Here is a 20114-nt window from a genome sequence, read left to right as displayed (position 1 = left end):
CCGTCCCACCGGCAGGAATCCCGCCTCCATCTGGGGGAAGGGGACGGCCGTCGCCCTCGCTCGCGCCACCGGCCGCCACCGCCCGCCCGTCCCGGGCCGGCCCGCCTGCCGAGGCGGCCCGGTTCTCCAGGGCTGATCCGGCCGCCGCGCCCCGGACCGGCCCGCGCTCGGGGGACAGGCCGGCTGCCGGGACGGGTCCGACCGCCGGGACGGGACCGACCGCCGGGACGGGACCGACCGCCGGGACCGGGTCGTCGGCCGTGCCGGTCTCCGGGGCGCGGCCGTGGGTGCCGCCGCCCGCCGCGTCGCGACCGTGGTACCCGCCGTCCGCCGATCCGCCGGCCCTGCGCCCCCGGCCCGCCGGGCCGCCGCCTGTCGAACCGCCACCGGCGCCGCCGGGCAGGGGGGACCGGGGCCGGGGCTCCTGGTCGAAGCCGCTGGCAGTGGTGCTGGTGCTGGTCGGCGTGTTCGCCACCGGGGCCGGCCTCGGGCGCACGGCCGGGCCGTTCGACTTCGCCGACGCGTCCACCGAGTCGAGCCGGTCGACCGGGTCGGGTGCGGCGGCCCCGGCGAGTGCTGCCGCGCCGGTCCGGAAGCCGGCGAGCCGGCCGGTACGCCTGGCCGTGCCGGCCATCAAGGTCAACGCGCCGGTGACCCCGGTCGGGCAGGCGAAGGACGGCTCGGTGGACGTACCGCCGCTGACCGAGCACGACCAGACCGGCTGGTACGACAGGGGAGCGGTGCCCGGCGACCCGGGCCGGGCGATCATCGTGGGCCACGTCGACACCAAGAGCGGCCCGGCCGTCTTCTACCGGCTGCGCTCGCTCAAGCCGGGCGCCCGGATCCAGGTGACCCGCGCCGACCGCAGCGTGGTGAGCTTCAAGGTGGACAGCGTCGAGTACTTCGACAAGTCGAACCTGCCCGCCGCCCGGGTCTACGGCGACTCCGGCCCGGCCGAGCTGCGCCTGATCACGTGCGGCGGCGAGTGGGTGGGCGGCCGTACCGGCTACCAGGACAACGTGATCGTCTTCGCGTCCCTCACCCGCTGACCGCTCCCGCCCGGCCCGGCCCGAGCGCGTCGATCATGAGGTTTGCGGTGACAAAACGGACGGTGAGTGCCGCCAACTTCATGATCGACTGAAAGAAAGTCAGGGTTTCGCGGGGACCTGCTGGACCACCTCGAACTCCAGCAGGGTGGCGCCGGTGGCGACGGGCTTGCGGGGTTCGCCGCCCTCGGCGTGCGCGGCCCGGGACGGGCCCTGCGCCCACGCCTGATAGGCCTCCTCGCTCTCCCAGCGCGTGTACACGAAGTAGCGGGTGTCCCCGGCGACCGGGCGCAGCAACTCGAAGCCGAGGAAGCCGGGGGAGTTCTCCACCGCGCCGGCCCGGGCCGCGAACCGCTTCTCCAGCTCCTCGCCGGCGCCGGACGGGACGTCGATCGCGTTGATCTTCACGACAGCCATGTGTCCACCCTAACCAGCGCCGCGCTCAGAACGTCTCGACGACCGGTGCCAGGTCCGCGTCGACCACGATCGGGGCGTGGTCGGAGGGGCCCTTGCCCTTGCGGGCCTCCCGGTCCACGTACGCGGAACGGACCGCGCGGGCGAACGACGCGCTCGCGTACACCAGGTCGATCCGCATGCCCTTGTTCTGGTGGAACATCCCGGCCCGGTAGTCCCAGTACGTGAACGGGTGCGGCCCCTTCATCGGCGTCGGCACCACGTCCTCCAGTCCCAGGTCGCGCAGCGCGGCCAGGGCGGCCCGCTCGGCCGGGGTGACGTGGGTGGAGGTGACGAACAGCGCCGGGTCCCAGACGTCCGCGTCGGTGGGCGCCACGTTGAAGTCTCCGCAGACGGCCACCGGCAGCGCGCCGGCCACCTCCGGTTCGAGGGCGTCGCGCAGCGCCGCGAACCAGGCCAGCTTGTACGCGTAGTGCGGGTCGTCCGGCGCGCGGCCGTTCGGCACGTATACCGACCAGACCCGCAGCCCGTCGCAGGTGGCCGAGATGGCGCGGGCCTCGGGCTCGGGGAACCCGGGTTCGCCGGGGAAGCCGACAGTCACGTCGGCCAGCCCGACCCGGGACAGCACGGCGACGCCGTTCCATCGCCCGTCGCTGTGGCTGGCCACCTCGTAGCCCAGCTCGCCCACCTCGGCGACCGGGAACGCCCCGTCGGGGCACTTGGTCTCCTGCAGGCACACGACGTCGGGTTTCGTGGTGGCCAGCCAGTCGAGCAGCCGGGGCAGGCGGGCCTTCACCGAGTTGACGTTCCAGGTCGCCAGGCGCATGTCCCCAGCCTGCCGCATCGCCGCCCGCCCCGCCGCCTCAGCGCTCCGGGGTGTCGCCGGGGCGGGTCTGCTCGGCGAGGAAGCGTTCCAGCTCGGCGCCGAGTTCGTCGGCGGTGGGCAGCGGCCCGGTCTCGCCGGCGAGCAGGCTCTTCTCGCCCCGGCCGCGGGCGAACGCGTCGTACTGCTCCTCCAGCGCCTGGACCAGCGTCGCCGCCTCCTCGGTCTGGGTGACCTGGCGGTCGATCTCCACCCGGACCGCCTCGGCCGCGGTCCGCAGCGCCTCGACTGGCAGCAGCAGGCCGGTGCTGCGGGACACGGCGGACAGCAGCGCCTCGGCGGCGGCCGGGTACTCGGCCTGGGCCACGTAGTGCGGCACGTGCGCGGCGAAGCCGAGGGCGTCGCGCCCCTGCTCGCCGAGGCGGTACTCCAGCAGGTGACCGACGCCGGCCGGCACCTGCACCTTCTGCAGCCACGGCTCGTGCCCGGCGATCAGTTCCTTGCGGGTGGCGTGCGCGGTGACGCCGCTGGGCCGGGTGTGCGGCACCGCCATCGGGATCGAGTTGAGCCCGACGGTGAGCCGGACGTCGAGGCGGGCGCTGAGCCCGGCGACGGCGGCCACGAAACGCTCCCACTGCAGGTCCGGTTCGGGGCCGGTGAGCAGCAGGAACGGGGTCTCGTCGTCGTCGCGCAGCAGGTGCAGCTCCAGCGCCGGGGCGTCGTAGGACTCCCAGTGGTCCTCGACGAACGTCATCACCGGGCGGCGGGAGCGGTAGTCGAAGACCTGGTCCACGTCGAAGCGGGCGACGACCTGGGCGTCGAGCGAGGTGAGCAGCTGTTCCCGGGCCAGCCGGGTGGCGTTGCCGGCGTCGACGAAGCCGGTGAGCGCCTGGATCAGCACCGGCTGGCCGAGCTCGGGCAGCTCGTCGGTGAGTTCGTAGAGCTCGTGTGGATCGAGCACCGGTGGGGTCCTCCCTGTCGACGCGTGCGGGGGAGCGCCGAGTGTGCGGACTCCCCGGTTCGGCAAACGTACCGGGGTGGGTGGTCCATTCCGTTACGGCCACGTCCGATGCCCGGATGATGATCACGATTCGGCTACGCCCCGGTCCGGCGACCCATATCCGGATCGTCCGAACGGACGAGTTAGTCGATCATCGGGCGGGACCGGGAGGTCTGCGGCGTTCCTGCCCGCGCCGCCGCGCGCGCCGTCGCCCGGGTGATTTGTCCGGTTCCCGAGGTCCGTGGGCCGGCGGCCCGCGCTGGGGAGGGCCGTCCGCTTCGGAGTGGCCAAAGTGTGGCGAGGGCCACCCTTTCGGCCTGGGTGATCCCGGTTTGCCCTGCCTAGCCTCGTCGGATGCGTAACGACGGCAACCTCGACGACCCGTTCGGCTCCGGCCGCCCGGCTGACCGTTCGGACGATACCCCCTCCACCAACCGTTCGACGATGCTCCAGGGACTGGTCCGGCGTACCCGCTTCTGGGCACCCACGAACCCCCGGCCCGGCCGGACGAAGCTGGCGGTCGCCACCGGCGCCGCCTGCTGCCTCGGCCTGGTCGGCGTCAGCCAGGCCGGCTTCGGCGCCCCGGACCGCGCCGCCACCCCGGCGCCCTCGGCGGAGGTCGCCGAGCGCGCGGCGGTCGACCCGGCCTCCCGGGCCATGGCCCGGCCGAGCACCGCCCCCGCCACCCCCAGCGCCACCCCGTCCGCGACGGCGAGCCCCAAGGCGACCACGAAGCCCAAGCCGAAGAAGACCGTCCGGCAGATCGTCCCGGTCGCCGGCCTGGACCGCACCCAGATGAACAACGCGAAGAAGATCGTGCAGGCCGGCAAGGAGATGGGCATGCCGCGCCGCGCCCTGGTCATCGCGGTGGCCACTGCCATGCAGGAGAGCACCCTGCTCAACTACGCCAGCGGCGTGCTGCCCGAGTCGCAGAACTACCCGCACCAGGCGATCGGCTGGGACCACGACTCGGTCGGACTGTTCCAGCAGCGCCCGAGCAGCGGCTGGGGCACCGTCGAGCAGCTGATGGACCCGGAGTACGCGACGAAGGCGTTCCTGTCCGCGCTGGCCGAGATCCCCGGCTGGCAGAGCCTGCCGCTCTCGGTGGCCGCCCAGGCGGTGCAGATCTCGGCGTTCCCCGACGCGTACGCCCAGCACGAGTGGCGCGCCGGCAAGGTGGTGGCCGAGATCCTGGGCTGACCCGGACGGGGTGGTTGCCGAAGGGCCGATTCGGGTATCAGGGGCTTGCCGGTCCCAGGTACACATGAAGGGGACCGCGGACGGAGGACACCATGTCGCTGATGCAACGGATCACCGCCTTCCTGCGGTCGCCGCGAGGCCAGCAGCTGGTCGACCGCGGCCGGCGTGAGATGTCGAAGCCGGAGAACCAGGCCCGGCTGCGGCAGATCGCGACCCGGCTGCAGTCGCGCCGGCGCTGACCCGCGTCACCCCCGCCGCACGAGCCCTCCGGAGCCCTTCGTGACCGACCCCGCCCCCGTCGACGGGGAGCCCAACGCCGTCCCCACCGCCCCCGTCCCGCCGGTGGAGGCGCCCGAGGCGCCACCGGCCAAGCTGTGGGACCGGATGCGGGACGACCCGCAGTACGCGCCGGAGCACCTGGCCCTGGAGGCGGTACGCCGGCTCGGCCCGGAGGCCGCGCAGTGGGCCGCCCGGGAACGGGCGCTGCGGCCGGACGCCCCGCCGGAGCACCTGGCCGACCAGGCGGTCCGCAAGTTCGTCAACCACGCCCGGCTCTCCGGTGCGGTGTCCGGCGCGGCCGGGCTGCCCGGCGCGGTGATCGACGTGGGCGTGCTGGCCTGGACCCAGGCCCGGCTGGTGCTGCACGTCGCGGCCGCCTACGGCGTCGACCCGGCGCACCCGGACCGGGCCACCGACCTGCTGGTGCTCCAGCGGGTGCACAAGGTCGCCGAGACGGCCCGTCTCGCGCTCGGCGTGGCCGCCGGCCGGGAGCGCGCCGGTGCCCTGTTCGGCTCCGCCGGTGACCGGGCGCTGGGCCGGGTGATGCTCCAGCTCGGGGTCCGGCTGGCCCGGATGGCCGGGGTACGTGCCGCCAAGCGGATGTTCGCCAAGGTCGTGCCGGGCGCCGCGATCGTGCTCGGCACCTGGGCCAACTCGGCGGCCACCAAGGAACTGGCCGACCGTACGCGTGCCCTCTACCGCGCCGGCGGTCCCCGGCAGCTACCGGGCCCGCGTCAGCCCTGACCAGCCGGAGGCGTTCCAGGCCACCTCGGCCAGCCGGCCCTGCCCGGTCGCGTTCGGGTGGAACCAGTCGAGCGCGTTGACCTGATCCAGGGTGAAGCGGTGGCGGTGCACCGCGCCGCCGTCCCACCGGCAGCGCGACCCGTACGCCCGGCAGGCGGCGCGCAGTTGCCCGTCGTACGCCTCGATCCGGTCCTTGACGCGGGCCCGGCGGGCCACCGCGGCGGGTGCGGTCGACGTGGCGCCTGCGAGCAGCGACGGGCAGACGCCCCGCGACCAGGCCCGCACGGCGCGGGGCTCGGTGTGCCCGATCTGCCAGAGCCGGTACAGGTCCGGGATGCTGACCACCAGCACCCGGGCCTTCGGCCGGCCCTCGCGCAGCACGCCCAGCGCCGCGTCGACCTGGTCGCGGAAGGTGGCGACCGGCGTCATGTCGTCGACGTCGCCCCGGCAGGCGTCGTTCGCCCCGATCAGCACGGTGACCAGGTCGGCCTTGTCGCGTACCGCCGACCGGGCCTGGCCGGTCAGCGCGGCCGCGCGGGCCCCGGGCACCGCCCGGTTGTACGCCCGCAGCCCCGGCGCGTCGGCGCGCAGCCGCCGGTAGAGGCTCTCCACCCGCAGGCCGTCCCCGGTCGACCAGGAGTTGCGTTCGCAGCTCACCAGCACCAGGCAGGAGCCGTAGCCGGTGCTGACCGAGTCGCCGAGCGCGACCAGCACCCGGGGTTCGCCGGGGGCGGGTGTGCCGGACGGCCGGGGTGACGCCTCGCCGGAGCCGTCACAGGCCAGCGCGACGAGCGCCGCCAGGCAGGCCAGCGCGGCGATCCAGCGTCTCATCGGTCCCCCGTCCGGCGGCGGCAACGGGCGCGTCGACCCTATGCCCCGGCGGGGCCCCGGTGGGCGGTTCTGTCGGCTATCGGGCATCGACCACTGTCGTTCACATCTGTCGTGTCGGCGCAGGCCGGCCGTGCAGCCACCGGTGCAGCGCCCGGGTGATCCGGGGCAGCACCAGGTAGGTCATCAGCGGGGTGAGCACGAGCGTCATCAGCAGCGTCCGGCCGGCCAGCGGCACGCCGGCGAGGAACCGGGTGGTCAGCAGCGTGGCGGCCAGGCTGAGTGGGAAGAACGCCAGCCAGATCGTGACCGCCTGCTTCCAGCGCGGCGGCGCGGCCGGTTCCGGCTCGCCGAACGTCTCGACCACGTGGTCCACCGGCGGGTCGAACCAGCCCTCGATGCCGGTACGCCGCTCGACCCGGGTGTGCTCGACCATGCCCTGCGCCGAGCTGAGCCACCAGCGCCGCTGCGGCGAGTCCTCCCAGTCGCGCAGCGTGTCCGCGTCGGCGAAGCGGTACATCACGTGCCACTCACCGGAACCGGGCGCGCTACGGACGAAACCGGCGCCGAGGAAGCCCGGGAAGCTCTCCGCGAGCGCCGTCCCGGCCCGCATCCACGCCACCACCTCGTCGGTACGCGCCGGGTCGGCGCGCCGGGACACGGCGACGGTAACGGGTACGGCCTGCGTCGTGGTCATGCCATCCTCTCCACCGTCCGCGGGATCTCCGCCGGTACCGGCGCCACGATGTAACGCACCCGCTGTCCGGGCGCATCCGGCGCCTGCCCGCCGGGTGTCCCGGATCACCGGCGTTCCCGCCCCGGCCGGTTATCCCCGCCCGTGCCGGGGTAGGCCCCAGGAATGACCCGATCACAGCCCCGCCGTGCCCGCGGCACGGTCGGCCACGCGAACAGCGCCCTGAACCTGCGGCTCGCGCTCGCCACGTTCGGTCTGGTCGTGATGACCGTCTTCGCGGTGCTCGCGTTCGCCGCGAACATCGCCTGGCTGGGTGTCGTCTGCGCGCTGCTCGCCGTGGTGGCGGTGGTCGACCTGGTCGTGATCCAGCGCCGCCGCGCCGCGCGCCGCCGGGAGGAACCGGGCGTGCGGCACTCGCTGTTCGAGTGACAGGAGTACGAGATGCCCATCGCCACCACCAATCCCGCCACCGGACAGGTGCTCAAGACGTACGAGGCGATGTCGGACGAGCAGATCGACGCCGCGATCGAGCGGGCCGACCTCGCCTTCCGGCAGTTGCGCGACACCACCATCGCGCAGCGGGCCCGGTGGCTCGTCGCCGCCGCCGACCTGCTCGACGCCGAGCGCGACGAGACGGCCCGGCTGATGACCACCGAGATGGGCAAGACGTACGCCGCCGCGAAGGCGGAGGTCACCAAGTGCGCCACCGCCTGCCGCTTCTACGCGGAGAACGCGCCCCGGATGCTCGCGGACGAGCCGGCCGACGCCGCCGCGGTCAAGGCGAAGCGGGCATACGTGCGCTACCAGCCGATCGGCCCGGTGCTCGCGGTGATGCCGTGGAACTTCCCGCTGTGGCAGGTGATGCGGTTCGCCGCCCCGGCCCTGATGGCGGGCAACACCGGCCTGCTCAAGCACGCCTCGAACGTGCCGCAGACCGCGCTCTACCTGGAGGACCTGTTCCGCCGGGCCGGTTTCGGAGAGGGCGCGTTCACCACGCTGCTGGTCGGCTCCGACGCGGTCGACCGGATCCTCAGCGACCCCCGCGTGCGCGCCGCCACGCTCACCGGCAGCGAGCCGGCCGGCCGGTCCATCGCCCAGATCGCCGGCCGGGAGATCAAGAAGACGGTGCTGGAGCTGGGCGGCAGCGACCCGTTCGTGGTGATGCCCTCGGCCGACCTGGACACCGCCGCCGAGGTCGCCACCACCGCCCGCTGCCAGAACAACGGGCAGTCCTGCATCGCCGCGAAGCGGTTCATCGTGCACACCGACGTGTTCGACGCGTTCGCCGAGAAGTTCGCCGCCCGGATGGCGGCGCTGCGGGTCGGCGACCCGATGGACGACGGCACCGACGTCGGCCCGCTGGCCAGCGAGCGCGGCCGCGACGAGGTGCACGCCCAGGTCACCGACGCGGTGGACCAGGGCGCGACGGTGCTCTGCGGCGGCGAGAAGCCGGCCGGGGACGGCTGGTACTACCCGCCGACTGTGGTCACCGACCTGCGTCCGGAGATGCGGATGTGGTCCGAGGAGGTGTTCGGGCCGGTCGCCGGGCTCTACCGGGTCGGCTCGTACGACGAGGCGATCGCCGTCGCCAACGGCACCAGCTTCGGCCTCGGCTCAAACGCCTGGACCAACGACCCGGCCGAGCAGGAGCGCTTCACCGTCGACCTGGACGCCGGCAACGTGTTCATAAACGGCATGACCACGTCCTATCCGGAGCTGCCGTTCGGCGGCGTGAAGAACTCCGGGTACGGCCGCGAGCTGTCCGCCGCCGGCATGCGCGAGTTCTGCAACACCAAGACCGTGTGGATCGGCGAGGGCGAGGCCGGCGCGGGCGCCGGCGCGCACTCCGAGTAGACGCGATTGGCCGGACGCCGTCACGGGTAGGAAAGCCCACCATGACGGCGTTCGGCTTCCACGCATCCCACGAGCAGATCCACCCGGCCCGGCTGCTGGAGGCGGTGATCCACGCCGAGCGCGCCGGCTTCGACGCGGCCATGTGCTCCGACCACTTCTCGCCGTGGAGCGAGCGGCAGGGCCAGTCCGGGTTCGCCTGGTCCTGGCTCGGTGCCGCGCTCCAGGCCACGAACCTGTCCTTCGGCGTGGTGAACGCGCCCGGCCAGCGCTACCACCCGGCGATCATCGCGCAGGCCATCGGCACACTCGGCGCCATGTACCCGGGCCGGTTCTGGGCCGCGCTGGGCACCGGCGAGGCCTCGAACGAGCACGTCACCGGCGAGGTCTGGCCGCGCAAGGACATCCGTACCGCCCGGCTGCGTGAGTGCGTCGACGTGATCCGGGCGCTGCTGGCCGGCGAGGAGGTCAGCCACGACGGGCTCGTCACAGTGGACCGGGCGAAGCTGTGGACCCGGCCGGAGGAGCCGCCCGCCCTGGTCGGCGCCGCGGTCAGCGTCGCCACCGCGCGCTGGTGCGCCGAGTGGGCGGACGGACTGATCACCGTCAACGCGCCGGTCGAGCACCTGCGGCGGATGATCGACGCCTACCGGGACGCGGGCGGACGAGGCCCGCTGCACCTCCAGGTGCACGTGAGCTGGGCGCCCGAGCAGGAGCAGGCCGAGGCGATCGCGTACGAGCAGTGGCGCAGCAACGTGTTCGCGCCGCCGGTCTGCTGGGACCTGGAGACCCCCGAGCACTTCGACGTGGCGAGCGCCGACGTGCCGATGTCGAAGGTCGCCGAGACCGTGAACGTCTCCGCCGACCTGGGCCGGCACATCGGCTGGCTGGAGGAGTACGTGGCGCTGGGCTTCGACCAGATCGCGCTGCACCACGTCGGGCAGGAGCAGCGCGCGTTCATCGACACGTTCGGCGCCGAGGTGCTGCCGAAGCTGCGCTCCGCCGCCTGATCACACATCTGCCCGTCGGCGCTTAGGCTCGGCGTTCGTGGATGCTCTGTTCGAGGTCGTGGTCTTCCTGGCCATCGCGACCTTCGGTGCGGCGCTGGCCCGCCGGCTCGGCCTGCTCGCGCCGATCCTGCTGGTGGTGCTCGGCCTCGCGTTGTCCTACCTGCCGTTCTTCCCGCACGTGCGGCTGGACCCGGACCTGGTGCTGGTGGGCATCCTGCCGCCGCTGCTCTACGTGGCGGCGCTGGAGACGTCGGTGCCGGCGTTCCGGCTCAACCTGCGGCCGATCCTGCTGCTCGCCGTCGGGCTGGTCGTCTTCACCGCGTTCGCGGTGGGCACCGTCGTGCACTGGTTCCTGCCCGAACTGCCGTACGCGATCTGCCTGGCGCTCGGCGCGGTGGTGGCGCCGCCGGACGCGGTCGCCGCCACCGCGGTGGCCCGGCGGGTCGGCCTGCCCCGGCGGGTCGTCACCATCCTGGAGGGCGAGAGCCTGGTCAACGACGCCACCGCGCTGGTGCTGCTGCGGGTGGCGATCGTCGCCGCGACCGCCACCACCGGCGGCGTCGGCGTCGGCGACGTGGCCCGCGAGGTGGTCGTCGCGGCCGGCGGCGGCATCCTGGTCGGCCTGCTGGGCGTGGTGGTCTTCGGCTACCTGCACAAGCGCATCACCGACCCGGTGCTGGACAACGCGCTGTCGCTGATCGTGCCGTTCGCCGTGGTCTTCGCCGCCGAGGAGATCCACGCCTCCGGCGTGGTCGCGGTGGTGGTGACCGGCCTCGGCATCGGCCACAAGCTGCCCACGCTGCTGTCGGCCGCCTCCCGGCTCCAGGTGACCGCGTTCTGGCGGCTGATCCGGTTCCTGCTCGAAGGACTGGTGTTCCTGCTGGTCGGCCTGCAACTGCCGGAGGTGGTACGCGACCTCGACGAGCCGATCGGCTCGCTGGCCGCGATCACCGCGGCGGTGCTGGCCGCCGTCTTCCTGTCCCGGTTCGTCTGGGTGTTCCCGGCCACCTACCTGGCCCGGCTGGTGCCCCGGATCCGGCAGCGCGACCCGGCGCCGCCGGTGCAGTTCCCCGTCGTCATCGGCTGGGCCGGCATGCGGGGCGTGGTGACGCTAGCCGCCGCGCTGGGCCTGCCGCTCACGCTGGCCGGCGACGCGCCGTACCCGCGTGCGCTGCTCATCTGGCTGGCCTTCGCGGTGATCGTCGCGACGCTCGTCGGGCAGGGCGCCACGCTGCCCTGGGTGGCCCGGCGGCTGCGGCTGCCCGCGGACGACCCGGTGCAGGACGCGCTGTCCGCCGCCGGGGTGCAGCAGCGGGCCAGCCGGGCCGCCCGGGAACGCCTCGACGAACTGGCCGAGGGCGCGCCGGAGGCGGTGGTGGAACGCCTGCGCGGGCTGACCACCTCCCGGGCCAACCTGGCCTGGGAGCGGCTCGGCGGCACCGAACGGGAAACCCCCTCCCAGGCGTACGCGCGCCTGCGGCAGGAGATGATCGACGCGGAGCGGGAGGTGTTCCGGGCCGCCCGCGACTCCGGCCGGATCCCGGAGGAGGTGCTCACCCGCGCCTACCGTGATCTGGATCTGGAGGAGTCCATGCTGCGACAGGAGGTCGTCGAATGAGCTGCCAGCACCTGGCCGAGGCGGGCACCGCCGAGCCCGGCACCACGACCGAGTGCCCGGACTGCGTGGCCATCGGCAACCCCGACTGGGTGCACCTGCGCGCCTGCCTGACCTGCGGGCACGTGGGCTGCTGCGACTCGTCGCCGTACCAGCACGCCACGAAGCACTTCGAGTCGAGCGGGCACCCGGTGATGCGGTCGGTCCAGCCGGGGGAGTCGTGGCGCTGGTGTTTCGTGGACGAGGAGATCGGCTGACTCAGCCGACCCGGCGCTCCAGCACCTGCCCGGTCCACGTCGGGCGGCCCGGCCGCTCCACGGTGAACGGCTCGGTGGCGGTGAACCCGCAGCCCTCGTAGAACCGCACGAGCGCCCGGTCGGGGCTGCGGAAGCAGTCCACCCGCAGCAGGCCGACGCCGCGTTCGCGGGCCAGTTCCGCCGCGTACGCCAGCAACCGCGCCCCCACGCCGCGCCCCGCATACGCGCGGTCGGTGACCAGCAGGTTCACGTACAACTCCGGCTCGGTGGCGGGCGGCACATAGTCGGTCGCCACGCCCACCACCAGCGCGCCGGCCACCGTCGCGTCGATCTCGGCGAGGTACAGGCCGTTCCCGGCCGCCCACGCGTCGGCCTGGGCGATGCGGCGCGGGTCGATCGACGCCGGCTCGGTGCCCCACTGGTCGGTACGCCCCAGTTCGGCCAGCCAGGCGGTGGCGCTGTCGAGCAGCCGCAGCAGCGTCGGGGCGTCGCCGGGTCCACCCGGGCGGATGGTGATGCTCTGCTGGTCGGTCATCCCGCCATGCTGCTACATGCGGCTCACCCCGGCACACCGGCAGGCCGCGGTTCCGGTGCCCGCCGGTTCGCGATCGCCCGGCGGGCCAGCGCCGGGGCGGCCAGCCCGGCGGCGGCGAGGATCCCGCCGAGCACCAGCCAGCCGACCGGACCGCCTCCGAGCACCAGCAGCGTGAGCAGGCCCCGGCCGAGCGCCTGGGCCAGCCCGGCGAGCAGGCCGTCCGCGCCCTGGTAGGCGCCGATCGCGCCGGGCGGGGCCAGGTCGTAGGCGAGGCCCGCGCCGGCCGCGCCGTGCCACAGGTCGCCCACCGTCCACACCGCCGTCGCGACGAGCAGCAGGACGACCGCCGGGAGCACCGGCAGGCCGGCCGTCGCCGCGTACAGCGGTGTCGCCGCCGCGAGCACCAGCCCGGCCCGGCGCAGCTTCCGGGCGGCCGGCGCCGCCCGCTCGGCGCCCCGGCTCAGCCGGACCGCGAGCAGCACGGTGAGGACCGTGTTCGCCAGCAGCACCGCCGACACCACGGGTGGCGGCGCGCCGGCTCGGTCCACCGTCCACAGCGGCACGACGAGCACGAGCACCGTCACGTGCGTGCTGAGCACCGCCGAGACGCCGCTGACCGCGAGGAACCGCCCGTCCCGCAGCGGTCCGCCGCGCCGCAGCGTGGCCGGCGTGTGTCGCGCGTCGGCCGCGGTCGGCTGGGGTGGCAGCCGTAGCAGCAGCGCCGCCGAGAGCAGGTAGCTGGCCGCGTTGCCCACGACGAGCACCTGGTAGGCCCGGTGCGTGTCCACGGCGAGCGCGATCCCGGCCAGCGCGGTGCCGACGGTGATGCCCAGGTTCGCCACCGCCCGCAGCGTGGCGAACGCGTGCACCCGGCCGTCCGGACCGCCGACCGCCGCGACGAGCGCCGCCCGTACCGCCAGGTTGCCGGCCGCGAGCAGCGCCTCCGGCACCGCCACCGCCAGGAACGCCGGGAACGAGCCGACCAGCAGGTACGCCAGCGCGGCGACCGCCTGACCCACCTGGAGGGCGGCCCGGAGCGTACGCGGATCCCACCTGTCCGCCAGCGCGCCCAGCGGCACGCTCGCGGTCAGGCCGACCAGCCCGGCGACGGTGAGCCCGGCGCCCACCGAAGTCGCGGAGAGGCCCACGTCCCGGGTCAGGTAGAGGGCCCCGCCCGCCAGCCACAGTCCCGCGCCGACGGTGTTCACCAGCGTGGCGTACGCGAGGGTGCGCAGCGGCCCGGGCGGCGGGAGCGGCGAGACGCGTCCCATCAGCGGGGTCCGGCGGGGGCCATGCGGTCGACGCTAGGGCCGTTCCGGCAGGTCCGGAGCCCCGATCGGGGCGACGCCCGTCACACCGCGAGCCGGCCGGGGCAGCGCCGCCGCTGGTCACCGCCCGAACACCGGGGTACGGGAAATCCGCTCGCCCGCCGGTCCCCGCTCTGCCAGGGTCGGCGCCGTGGAGCACAGCAGGATCGCCCGGGCCGATGAGCTGACCGAGGTGCAGCGGATCGAGGTGGCCTCCGGCGCCCCGTTCCGGGAGATCGGCATGACCCTGGTGGCCGACATGCCGCCGCTGCCGGTGGAGGCGCTGGCCGCCGGGCAGCGCGCCGGCCGGCTGTGGGTGGCGACCGACCTGGCCGACCGCCCGATCGCGTTCGTGCTGGCCGACCTGGTCGACGGCGCGGCGCACGTGCAGCAGCTCAGCGTCGACCCGGCGTACGCCCGGCGTGGCATCGGGCGGCGTCTGCTCGACCGGGTGGCGGGGTGGGCGTCGTCGCAGGGGTTGCCCGCGCTGACGTTGACCACGTTCCGCTCGGTGCCGTGGAACGGGCCCTACTACGGGCGGTGCGGGTTCCGGGAGCTGAGCGGCACGGAGTTGACGCCAGGGCTGGTCGAGTTGCTGGCCGCCGAGGCGGCGCTGGGCCTCGACCCGGCCGAGCGGATGGCGATGCGCCGCCCCGTCTCCCGCACGCGTACCTGACTGCGGCGTGCCGACGAGGCTGGTCCGCGCGCGCGTCACGACCGCCGTCGGTGGTTCTCGAGAAGGGTAAGGCTTCGAGCGATATGACTCTCGGGCATATTTATGCCCGAGAGTCATATCGCTTTCGGGCTGTCCCCTCGTTTCGGAGCGACACGCCGGGCGGAGCGACACGTCGGACGGCGGCCGGGCGAAGGCCGGGCGGGGGTCGGGCGGAGGTCGTGCGGAGCGACACGTCGGGCGAAGGTCGGGTGGAGGGCGGAGGGCGCGAGGGCTCGGCCGGTGGGCGGCACGTCGGCGAGGTGCCCGGTCGCGAGGCGCCCGGAGCGGTTAACCGGTCGACCGAGGGCTCGGGCCGTGCCACGATCGCGCGGTGCCCGCCTCCGTGCCCGCCCTGCTGCGCCGGCAGTTCGACCTGACCTGGGCGCTCGCCGAATACCACCTCGACCGGCTGGAGCCGGCGGACTTCCTCTGGGAGCCGGCCGCGCTCTGCTGGACCATGCGTCGGGACCAGGCCGGCGGGTGGCGCCCCGACTGGGCCGACACCGAGCCGGACCCGGTGCCCGCGCCCACGATCGCGTGGCTGACCTGGCACATCGGCTGGTGGTGGTCGGCCGCGGCCGACCACGTGCGGCAGCGGCCGGCGCGGGAACGCGACGACATCCGCTGGCCCGGACCGGGCGATGAGACAGTCGCCTGGCTGCGGGAGCTGCGGTCGGAGTGGACGGACACGCTGAACGGGCTGACCGCGGACGACCTGGACCGGCCGTCCGCGTACCCCTGGCCCGCCGACGCCGGGCTCACCGTCGCGGACCTGGCCGCCTGGGTGAACGCCGAGCTGATGAAGAACGTGGCCGAGATCGGCCAGCTCCGGCTGCTGCGAGCGGCCGGGCTCAGTGGGCGCCGCCGAGGTTGAGCACCACCACCCCGGCGATGACCAGCCCCGCGCCGATCACCTTGGTCACGCTCAGCGGCTCACCCAGGAACGCCGCGCCGATCGCCATGATGGCGGCCGTGCCGAGGCCGGACCAGACCGCGTACGCGACGCCGACCGGGATGTCCCTCACGGCCAGCGAGAGCAGCCCGAACGCGGACAGGTACGCCACCGCCAGGCCCAGTGTGGGCCAGAGCCGGGTGAAGCCGTCGGTGGCCTTGAGCAGACTGGTGCCGATCACCTCGGCGGTGATCGCGCCGAGCAGGAACAGGTACGCCATCGCAGGACCGTACCCGGTCCTGCGATGGCGTCCGGTCAGCTCGGTCAGGAGACCGTGCAGGCCTTTCCGTTCAGGGTGACCAGCCCCGGATCCGGGTTGGGGAACCGGGAGGCGGTCCCGTTGAAGCCGAACGTGGTGGACGCGCCCGGCGCCAGCTTCGCGTTCCAGGACAGGTTCTTCGCGGTGACCGTGGCGCCGCTCTGGCCGAGCTGCGCCGACCACGAGTGGCCCACCTTCTGGTCGCCGAGGAACGCCCAGCGCAGGCTCCACCCGTTCACCGCCGTCGTGCCGGTGTTGCGCACCGTCACCTGGGTGGTGAAGCCGGACGGCCAGCTCCCGTGCGTGGTGTAGGTGACCGCGCAGGACGGCGCGGGCACCGCGCCGGCGTCACCCTGGTCGGCCAGGAACGACGCGAGCCAGGCCAGCGCCGAGTTCCAGTTGATCGCCACCTCGTTCGTCGCGTACGAGTTGATGTCGTCGACGTAGCAGAACATCGGCGCGCACCCGGCGAGCAGGTTCGCCGCGAACGGGTCCTGGAGCGCGGCGTTCGGACCTCCGGCGAGCGAACCGGCCGGCGGGTTCGGCAGGTCCGGGTTCAGCTGGTTGCCGAAGATGCGGCTGTGCTGGTTGCGGGCGTGCTGCTCACCCCACCCGGTCACGTACGACATGTTCAGCGCGTTGCGGCCGAACAGGTAGTCCGCGGCCTGCACCGCGCCGTCCCGGTACTTCGCGTCCCGGCTCAGGTCGAACGCGGTGGCGAGCACGATCGCGTTGTTCACCAGGTTGCTGTTGCTGCCCCAGACGTACGCGTCGGCGCTGCCCGGGAACGGCAGCCCGTACGCCTGGCCGGCGATCGTGGCCAGGTAGCTGTCGGCGGCGGCGGTGACCGACTCGCGGATGCGGGTCTTCTCCTCGGCGGGCAGCGTGTTCGGCACGGTGGCCAGGTCGAGGCGGCCCAGCGCGGCGACGCTCTGCCAGCCGAACGCGCCGTTCGGGGCGAACACGTCGGCGGTGTGCAGCGGCGAGCCGGTGACGTCGGCCAGGTACGCCTTGTCGCCGGTGGTCAGCCACAGCTCGACAGCGGCCCAGTAGAACTCGTCGGTGACGTTCGTGTCGTCGTACGCCCCGCCGCCGGTGCCGTCGCTGGCCGAGGCGTAGATCGCCGGGTGCGCCTTGGCCGCCGCGTACGCGGTCTTCGCGGCGGTGCCGCAGCGCGCGGCGAACGCGGCGTCGTACGGGGCGTACAGCCGCTGGCACTGCGCCGCGACGGCGGCCAGGTTCAGCGTGGCGGCGGTGGACGGCGCGTGCAGCTCACGCGGCTGCGGGTCGTCCTGGGGCTGCAACGGCAGGCCGGTCCAGTTCCGGTCGTGGATCTTGTGGTGGACCATCCCGGCCAGCGGCTTGCCCGCCGGCACCTGCATGCGCAGCAGGAACTCCACCTCCCAGCGGGCCTCGTCGAGCACATCCGGCACGTCGTTACCGCGCTCGGGCAGCCGCAGCGTCGAGTCGCCCAGGGCGGCGCCGCCGGCGGCGGTCTCGGCCGTCTTGGTCCGCTCGAACGTGCTCAGCAGCTGGTAGGCGGCGATGCCGCCGTTGACGACGTACTTGCCGTGGTCGCCCGCGTCGTACCAGCCGCCGCGCACGTCCAGCGAGTAGTCGCAGACGCCGGCCTGGCACGGCACGTCGGTGTCACCCTGGTTGGGCTCGACGCCGAGGTGGCCGGCCGGGCGGGCGTACTCCTCGCCGATCAGGTCGCCGTCGATCTCGATGCCGCTGCGCTGGGCGTAGAAGAACTGCAGCGAGTCGGCGCGCAGCCGGTCGTAGAGCGCGCCGGAGATGTCGAACGGGTGGCTGGTCTCGCCGTCCACGGTCAGCGTGTAGCCGGTGCCCGGCGTGCGGTACGCGGAGAAGTCGACCGTCTGCACGTTCTGCGCCGAGGCGGCGTCGGTGCCGCGCGGCGTGGTCTGCCCGCTGGCGACCACCGCGCCGCCGGCCGACTTGAGCTGCCAGGGCAGCGCGTCGGTGGCCTCGGTGACCACTGTGGCGTGCTTGGGGCCGCCGGGCAGGTAGCCGACCTGGTTGACCCGGACCCGGGGCCCGGTGTCCGGCTCGTACGGCGGCGCCGGCTCCCCGCCGCGCAGCGACACGTTGTCCAGGCAGAACGTCTGCGCCTGGGCGCTGCCGCCGACCTGGAAGATCAGCTGGGCGGTGGGGTTGTCGGCCGGGGAGGTGAACGTGGTGGTGACGTGCTTCGCGGTGCCGGTGGCGGTCGCGTCGACGCTCGCGTACGTGGTGTAGGGGGCGCTGCCGAGCTGGAGCACCGCCTTGACGGCCGCGCCGGGGGTCGCGGAGACGTCGAAGGACAGCTCGTACTCGGCGCCCTGGGTCAGCGGCACCGCGTCCTGGCCGATGCCGGCGTCCCACGGGTTGGCGGTACCCGCCGCGACGGAGGTGCAGAGCCGGCCGTCGACGACTGCGAGGTCGCCGGTGCCGTAGGAGAACCAGGGGGAGACGCCGGCGCTGAAGTCGCCGTTGCGCAGTTGTTCGGGGGCGTCCGGCGGCACCTCGGCGCTCGCCGGACCGGCGGTGAGGCCGGTGAGCGCCAGCGTGGTGGCCGCGAGCGCGGCGAGCCGACGACGGGATCGGGTCACGGAGGTTCCTTCCGTGCTCGGGGGTGGTGGGGAGACCGGGAGGGCTGGGAGCGCTCCCAATATCAGCCCGATGTTTCCACCGCGTTCCGTCGCTGTCAATCGATCCGGCCCGATGAGGCGCGTGCGCCCGGGCGCGGTGCGATTCGGCGCGCCACGTACGATGTCAGTGATCTCCTAGAGACATCCGAGCCCTCGACCTGGCAGGCTGCGACCCATGACCCTGAAGCTTCGTTCCGTCGGAGCGAGCGACCGTGGGCTGATCCGCAGCGGTAACCAGGACGCGCAGCACTCGGGCGCCTGGCTGGTCGCGGTCGCCGACGGCATGGGCGGCATGGCGGCCGGCGACCTGGCCAGCCGCATCGCCATCGACGCGGTCGCCCCGCTGGACGTGGAGACGCCGGAGGACGCGCTCGTCGCCGCGCTTCAGGGCGGGATCGAGCTGGCCACCGCGCGGATCCGTCAGGCCGTCGAGGAGGACCCGGAGCGTCAGGGCATGGGCACCACGCTCACCGCGCTGCTGTTCGCCCGTACCGGCAGCTGCCTCGCGCTGGCGCACGTCGGCGACTCCCGGGCCTACCTGTACCGCGAGGGCGTGCTCAAGCAGGTCACCCGCGACGACACGTTCGTGCAGATGCTCGTCGATCAGGGCGTCATCACCGCCGAGCAGGCCAGCAGCCATCCCCGGCGGGCGGTGGTGACCCAGGCGTTGCAGGGCGACGAGGTCTCCCCGTCGTACGCCACGATGGTGCCCCGGGCCGGTGACCGCTGGCTGCTGTGCAGCGACGGCCTCTCCAACGTGGTGCGCGCGGACACGCTCACCGAGGTGCTCGGCGAGCAGCTGGAACGCGACGCCTGCGCGGCCCGGCTGATCGACCTGGCGTTGCGGGCCGGCGGCCCGGACAACATCACCGTCGTGATCGCCGACGTCGTCGAGGAGTAGCCCTCACCGCCGCCGCGGAGCGGCCCTTCGGGTCGGCTCGGCGGTGGTCGGGTCCTCCGGCCACGGATGGCGCGGGTAGCGTCCGCGCAGCTCCGCCCGTACCTGCTGATAGCCGGTGCGCCAGAACGAGGCCAGGTCGGCGGTGACCGCCACCGGCCGCCCGGCGGGGGAGAGCAGGTGCAGCAGCACCGGCACCCGCCCGTCGGCGATGCGCGGCACGTCCCGCCAGCCGAACGTCTCCTGGAGCTTGACCGCCAGCACCGGCGCGGCCGGGTCGGTGTAGTCGACCCGGATCCGCGAGCCGCTGGGCACCTCCAGGCGCTCCGGGGCCAGCTCGTCCAGCCGCGCCGCCTGCCGCCAGTCCAGCAGCCGCCGCAGCGCCGCCGCCACGTCCACCCGGTGCAGGTCGGCCCGGCGCCGGGCGCGGGCCAGCTCGGGGCCCAGCCAGACGGGCGCCTCGGCGAGCAGCGCCGCGTCGGAGACGTCCGGCCAGTCGCCGCCGAGCGCCTGGCGGCAGAACGCCAGCCGGCGGCGCAGCCCGGTCGCCTCCGGCGTCCAGCGCAGCAGGCCCGGTCCCTCCTGCCGCAGCCCGTCCAGCAGCGCCGCCGCGACCAGCTCCGGGTCCGGCGCGGTGAGCGGCCGGTCGACCAGTTCGACGGCGCCGAGCCGGACCACCTCGCGGGCCACCACCTCCCCGCCGGACCAGGCCACCTCCCGCCCGGTGTCCAGCAGCGCCGCCCCGGCCTCCCGGGCGGTCGCCTCGTCGATCGGCGCGGCGAGCCGTACCCGGGCGGCGGGCGCGCCGGGGGAGCGGTCGGCGACCGCGACGGCCAGCCACGCCGCTCCGGTCAGGCCCGACCCGGGCGCCAGCTCCGCGGCGGTGCCGCCGGCCATCAGGTACGCGGACCCGCCCGGCCGCCGTGCCCGAGCCAGCCGTTCCGGGTACGCCAGTCCGGCGAGCAGCCCCGCGGCCAGATCGTCCGGCAGGCGCCCCCGCTCGGCCGCGCCGTCGGCGGGCAGGGCGGCGCGCAGG

General features: G+C 74.4%; 22 protein-coding genes. 12 read left to right on the top strand and 10 right to left on the bottom strand.

The features are described from left to right. Nucleotides 1–344: 344 nt before the first annotated feature. Nucleotides 345–1049, top strand: coding sequence for a class F sortase (locus tag AC2CHG_RS20550; protein WP_484525360.1), 705 nt, complete (start codon nucleotides 345–347; stop codon nucleotides 1047–1049). Nucleotides 1050–1148: 99 nt separating this feature from the next. On the opposite strand, the gene AC2CHG_RS20545 is transcribed toward AC2CHG_RS20550, so the two are convergent. Genes AC2CHG_RS20545 through AC2CHG_RS20535 form a run of 3 tightly spaced genes read right to left on the bottom strand, consistent with a single transcriptional unit; the run spans nucleotide 1149 to nucleotide 3244 of the window. Then, nucleotides 1149–1463 carry an antibiotic biosynthesis monooxygenase family protein gene (locus tag AC2CHG_RS20545; protein ID WP_018784922.1) on the bottom strand — a complete coding sequence of 105 codons (315 nt, stop codon included), beginning with the start codon at nucleotides 1461–1463 and terminating at the stop codon, nucleotides 1149–1151. A 25-nt stretch (nucleotides 1464–1488) separates the two neighbouring features. Next, a complete protein-coding gene (locus AC2CHG_RS20540) occupies nucleotides 1489–2286 on the bottom strand; it encodes an exodeoxyribonuclease III (RefSeq protein WP_262012289.1) in 798 nt (265 codons plus the stop codon). A gap of 37 nt (nucleotides 2287–2323) precedes the next feature. Further along, complete coding sequence (locus tag AC2CHG_RS20535; protein WP_135239297.1) at nucleotides 2324–3244, bottom strand: proteasome assembly chaperone family protein; 921 nt, start codon at nucleotides 3242–3244, stop codon at nucleotides 2324–2326. A gap of 393 nt (nucleotides 3245–3637) precedes the next feature. On the opposite strand from AC2CHG_RS20535, the gene AC2CHG_RS20530 reads away from it, so the two are divergent. The 3 genes from AC2CHG_RS20530 to AC2CHG_RS20520 all read left to right on the top strand — a co-directional run bounded on the left by AC2CHG_RS20530 (nucleotide 3638) and on the right by AC2CHG_RS20520 (nucleotide 5506). Continuing rightward, on the top strand, nucleotides 3638–4483 hold the full coding sequence (locus AC2CHG_RS20530; protein WP_484525359.1) for a peptidase M23: 846 nt from the start codon (nucleotides 3638–3640) through the stop codon (nucleotides 4481–4483). Between the two features lie 92 nt (nucleotides 4484–4575). Next, on the top strand, nucleotides 4576–4722 hold the full coding sequence (locus AC2CHG_RS20525) for a hypothetical protein (protein ID WP_166456378.1): 147 nt from the start codon (nucleotides 4576–4578) through the stop codon (nucleotides 4720–4722). A 40-nt stretch (nucleotides 4723–4762) separates the two neighbouring features. Beyond that, nucleotides 4763–5506, top strand: coding sequence for an EcsC family protein (locus AC2CHG_RS20520; protein ID WP_355507663.1), 744 nt, complete (start codon nucleotides 4763–4765; stop codon nucleotides 5504–5506). Here the strand turns inward: AC2CHG_RS20520 and AC2CHG_RS20515 are convergent. Together AC2CHG_RS20515 and AC2CHG_RS20510 are read right to left on the bottom strand one after the other, a co-directional pair. Further along, a complete protein-coding gene (locus tag AC2CHG_RS20515; protein ID WP_355507665.1) occupies nucleotides 5483–6337 on the bottom strand; it encodes a GDSL-type esterase/lipase family protein in 855 nt (284 codons plus the stop codon). The two genes, AC2CHG_RS20520 and AC2CHG_RS20515, sit on opposite strands and share 24 nt — an antisense overlap. Before the next feature lie 100 nt (nucleotides 6338–6437). Continuing rightward, nucleotides 6438–7031 (bottom strand): antibiotic biosynthesis monooxygenase, encoded by a 594-nt coding sequence (locus AC2CHG_RS20510; protein ID WP_262012293.1) that lies wholly within the window; start codon nucleotides 7029–7031, stop codon nucleotides 6438–6440. A gap of 162 nt (nucleotides 7032–7193) precedes the next feature. On the opposite strand from AC2CHG_RS20510, the gene AC2CHG_RS20505 reads away from it, so the two are divergent. From AC2CHG_RS20505 to AC2CHG_RS20485, 5 genes are read left to right on the top strand one after another with little or no spacing between them, the layout of a single operon-like run. Continuing rightward, nucleotides 7194–7457 carry a DUF6343 family protein gene (locus AC2CHG_RS20505; RefSeq protein ID WP_262012294.1) on the top strand — a complete coding sequence of 88 codons (264 nt, stop codon included), beginning with the start codon at nucleotides 7194–7196 and terminating at the stop codon, nucleotides 7455–7457. Between the two features lie 12 nt (nucleotides 7458–7469). Beyond that, on the top strand, nucleotides 7470–8882 hold the full coding sequence (locus tag AC2CHG_RS20500; RefSeq protein WP_484525358.1) for an NADP-dependent succinic semialdehyde dehydrogenase: 1413 nt from the start codon (nucleotides 7470–7472) through the stop codon (nucleotides 8880–8882). Between the two features lie 41 nt (nucleotides 8883–8923). Continuing rightward, complete coding sequence (locus AC2CHG_RS20495) at nucleotides 8924–9889, top strand: TIGR03885 family FMN-dependent LLM class oxidoreductase (RefSeq protein ID WP_484525357.1); 966 nt, start codon at nucleotides 8924–8926, stop codon at nucleotides 9887–9889. A gap of 37 nt (nucleotides 9890–9926) precedes the next feature. Next, nucleotides 9927–11507, top strand: coding sequence for a Na+/H+ antiporter (locus tag AC2CHG_RS20490; protein ID WP_262012297.1), 1581 nt, complete (start codon nucleotides 9927–9929; stop codon nucleotides 11505–11507). Beyond that, complete coding sequence (locus tag AC2CHG_RS20485) at nucleotides 11504–11761, top strand: UBP-type zinc finger domain-containing protein (protein ID WP_262012298.1); 258 nt, start codon at nucleotides 11504–11506, stop codon at nucleotides 11759–11761. The genes AC2CHG_RS20490 and AC2CHG_RS20485 overlap by 4 nt, the downstream gene beginning before the upstream one ends. 1 nt (nucleotide 11762) lies before the next feature. Here the strand turns inward: AC2CHG_RS20485 and AC2CHG_RS20480 are convergent, their stop codons facing one another. After that, the gene (locus AC2CHG_RS20480) at nucleotides 11763–12296 is read right to left on the bottom strand and encodes a GNAT family N-acetyltransferase (protein WP_262012299.1); all 534 of its coding nucleotides are present in this window, start codon (nucleotides 12294–12296) and stop codon (nucleotides 11763–11765) included. 23 nt (nucleotides 12297–12319) lie between these two features. Next, on the bottom strand, nucleotides 12320–13567 hold the full coding sequence (locus AC2CHG_RS20475) for an MFS transporter (RefSeq protein WP_357208621.1): 1248 nt from the start codon (nucleotides 13565–13567) through the stop codon (nucleotides 12320–12322). Between the two features lie 187 nt (nucleotides 13568–13754). Here AC2CHG_RS20475 and AC2CHG_RS20470 point away from each other — a divergent pair, with 187 nt between their 5' ends. After that, nucleotides 13755–14279: a GNAT family N-acetyltransferase gene (locus AC2CHG_RS20470; RefSeq protein ID WP_357208624.1), complete on the top strand. Its 525-nt coding sequence runs from the start codon at nucleotides 13755–13757 to the stop codon at nucleotides 14277–14279. Nucleotides 14280–14649: 370 nt separating this feature from the next. Further along, entirely contained in the window at nucleotides 14650–15192 is a 543-nt protein-coding gene (locus AC2CHG_RS20465; protein WP_484525356.1) for a DinB family protein, read from the top strand. Here the strand turns inward: AC2CHG_RS20465 and AC2CHG_RS20460 are convergent. After that, nucleotides 15170–15490: a DMT family transporter gene (locus AC2CHG_RS20460; RefSeq protein WP_262012303.1), complete on the bottom strand. Its 321-nt coding sequence runs from the start codon at nucleotides 15488–15490 to the stop codon at nucleotides 15170–15172. The genes AC2CHG_RS20465 and AC2CHG_RS20460 overlap by 23 nt on opposite strands. Nucleotides 15491–15534: 44 nt before the next feature. Next, entirely contained in the window at nucleotides 15535–18141 is a 2607-nt protein-coding gene (locus AC2CHG_RS20455; protein ID WP_262012304.1) for a glycoside hydrolase family 9 protein, read from the bottom strand. Between the two features lie 214 nt (nucleotides 18142–18355). Here AC2CHG_RS20455 and AC2CHG_RS20450 point away from each other — a divergent pair, with 214 nt between their 5' ends. Then, the gene (locus AC2CHG_RS20450) at nucleotides 18356–19081 is read left to right on the top strand and encodes a PP2C family protein-serine/threonine phosphatase (RefSeq protein ID WP_262012305.1); all 726 of its coding nucleotides are present in this window, start codon (nucleotides 18356–18358) and stop codon (nucleotides 19079–19081) included. A 3-nt stretch (nucleotides 19082–19084) separates the two neighbouring features. Here the strand turns inward: AC2CHG_RS20450 and AC2CHG_RS20445 are convergent. Continuing rightward, nucleotides 19085–20114 (bottom strand): ATP-dependent helicase C-terminal domain-containing protein (locus tag AC2CHG_RS20445; protein WP_484525355.1); only part of this gene is annotated, 1030 nt, incomplete at its 5' end.

This window comes from Micromonospora sp. ATLC20 (assembly GCF_057196585.1).
This window is presented reverse-complemented; position numbering and strand designations above follow the sequence as displayed.